General features: G+C 73.0%; 2 protein-coding genes. Both read left to right on the forward strand.

What is annotated here, in order from left to right; translation table 11 throughout:
• The first annotated feature begins 186 nt into the window (after nt 1–186).
• Entirely contained in the window at nt 187–1356 is a 1170-nt protein-coding gene (locus VNL12_RS02520; RefSeq protein ID WP_325591228.1) for a nitronate monooxygenase family protein, read from the forward strand.
• 24 nt (nt 1357–1380) lie between these two features.
• On the forward strand, nt 1381–2553 hold the full coding sequence (locus VNL12_RS02525) for an acyl-CoA dehydrogenase family protein (protein WP_325591230.1): 1173 nt from the start codon (nt 1381–1383) through the stop codon (nt 2551–2553).
• Nucleotides 2554–2673: the final 120 nt, after the last annotated feature.

The following is a 2673-nucleotide window of genomic DNA, read 5'->3' on the forward strand; positions in this document are numbered from 1 at the left end:
CACCAACGGGTCGAACCACGCGGCCATGGCCCTCTACGAGGCCGCCGGCGGATCGCGCACCCGCGACGACGACGTCGTCTTCGCCTTCACCTGGGCCTTCTGAGCTCGCGCGGCGCCTGCGGCCGCTCCCGGCCTTCGCCCGACGCGCGACGGCGCCGGGACCGTCTCGCCTACCCTGCGCGGTCCATGGTCCCAGTGCTCTCCACCCGCGTCTGTGAGCTGTTCGGGTGCCGGTACCCCATCGTGCAGACCGGCATGGGGTGGGTGTCGGGCGCCAACCTGACCGCCGCGACGAGCGCCGCGGGGGGCTTCGGCATCCTCGCGGCGGTCACCATGGACGAGACCGAGCTCGATCGGGCGGTGCGCGCGGTCAAGGAGTCGACCGACGCGCCCTTCGGTGTGAACTTCCGGGCCGACCAGCCCGACCTCGACGCCCGGATCCGTGTCGTCGCCGGCCAGGGCGTGCGTCTCATCTCCTTCGCCGGGGCGCCGAGCAAGGACATCATCGCCCGGGTCCACGACCACGGCCTGCTGGCCATGCCGACCGTCGGCGCCCGCCGCCACGCCGAGAAAATGCTGGACTGGGGTGTCGACGCCGTCATCGCCCAGGGGGGTGAGGGCGGGGGCCACACCGGTCCGGTGCCCACCACCCTGCTGCTGCCCGAGGTGGTCGACGCCGTCGGCGCGGAGATCCCGGTGCTCGGTGCCGGCGGCTTCCACGACGGGCGGGGCCTGGTCGCGGCCCTCGCCTACGGCGCCGACGGCATCGCCATGGGCACCCGCTTCCTCCTGAGCGCCGAGAGCCGGGTGCCCGACGAGGTCAAGCAGCGGTACCTGGCGGCCAAGGTCACCGAGACGGTCGTGACCGACGCGCTCGACGGCGCCCCGCAGCGGGTGATCCGCACCGAGCTGGTCGACCGCCTCATCGGCTCCAGCATCGTCACCCGGTTGCCCCGGGCGGTCGGGAAGGCGTTCGCCTACCGGAAGCTGAGCGGCACCTCGTCCCGGGACCTGATCGCCGAGGGCCTGGCCATGCGGAGGAACCAGGGTCTCACCCTCGCCCAGCTGGCCATGGCGGCCAACGCGCCCATGCTCATCAAGGCGGCCCTCGTCGACGGCGACCCCGACGTCGGCGTGCTGCCCACCGGTCAGGTCACCGGGCTGATCGACGAGATCCCCACCGTCGCCGCCCTCATCGATCGGATCATGGCCGACGCCGAGGCCACCCTCGCCCGCCTCGCCGCCCTTGGCGCCCCGCCCGCCCGAGCCGGACCCGAAGTGGTCGCCATCGGCGTGCCTCCGACGACGGGAACCGCGACCGGTTCGGCTGAAGGACGGATGGATGGCGAGGCCTGACGGGTCGTCAGATATCGTCGCCCCGTGGACCTGACCTGGTCGCCGACCGAAGAGGCGTTCCGCGCCGAGGCTCGCTCCTGGCTCACCGCGAGCCTCGCCGCGTGGCGTGAGCGCCACGGTGGACGCATCCTCTCCGGCGACACCGAGGAGGGCTTTGCCCAGCACCTCGACTGGGAGCGGGCACTCTTCGACGGCGGCTGGGCCGTCGTGTCGTGGCCCACCGAGCACGGCGGTCGGGGCGCCAGCCGGTGGGAGTGGCTGATCTTCGAAGAGGAGTACTACCGGGCCGGAGCTCCGCCCCGCATCACCCAGAACGGCATCTTCCTGCTGGCTCCCACGGTCTTCGAGTACGGCACCGCCGAGCAGCGGGCTCACGTCCTCACCCGCATGGCCCGCGGCGACGACCTGTGGTGCCAGGGCTGGTCCGAGCCTGACGCCGGCAGCGACCTGGCGTCGCTGTCGTGCCGGGCCCGGCGCGACGACGAGCGCGGCGGCTGGGTGCTCGACGGGCAGAAGACCTGGACCACGCGGGGTGCGTTCTGCACGCACCTCTTCGGCCTGTTCCGCAGCGACCCCGACGGCGAGCGCCACCGGAGCCTGACCTACCTGCTCGTCCCCCTCGACCTCGGCGGCATCACCGTCCGCGGCTTCGGCCGCCTCGACGGCGACGAGGGCTTCGCCGAGGTGTTCTTCGACGGTGCCTTCCTGGCCGACGACGCCGTCCCCGGTGGCGTCGTGCTGGGTGAGGTGGGCGCCGGGTGGTCGGTGGCCATGGCCACCACCAGCTCCGAACGGGGCCTCACCCTGCGCTCACCGGGCCGCTTCACCGCCACCGCCGATCGCCTCGTCGAGCTGTGGCGGGAGCGGGCCCACACCGTCGACCCGGTGCTCGGGGACCGGGTCGTGCAGGGCTGGATGGAGGCCGAGGCCTACCGGCTCCAGACGCTCCAGACCGTCACCGACGACGCCGAGGGCCGCCCGAGCGGTGCGGCCTCGAGCTTCGTCAAGATCTGGTGGTCCGAGCTCGACGTCGCCCTCCACGAGACCGCGCTCGACATCCTCGGACCCGAGGCCGAGCTCGACGGGCCGTGGACGAAGGGGTGGCAGTTCGCCCTCTCGGGTCCGATCTACGCCGGGACCAACGAGATCCAGCGCAACATCGCCGCCGAGCGCGTTCTCGGCCTCCCCCGGAAGTAGTCCGTGCGCTTCGCCTTCACCGAGGACCAGACCGCGTTGCGCGATGCGCTGCGCGACCTGCTGGCCAAGGAGTGCCCGCCCGAGGTGGTGCGGGCCGCCTGGCCGAACGGTCCCGACGCC

Origin of the sequence: Iamia sp. (assembly GCF_035575815.1) — a bacterium.
In the GTDB taxonomy this organism is placed as follows: Bacteria; Actinomycetota; Acidimicrobiia; order Acidimicrobiales; family Iamiaceae; genus Iamia.

What these genes read in the sequence shown, in the direction of transcription:
- VNL12_RS02520 (WP_325591228.1), top strand. Translation starts at nt 187, where the DNA reads ATGGTCCCAGTGCTCTCCACCCGCGTCTGTGAGCTGTTCGGGTGCCGG.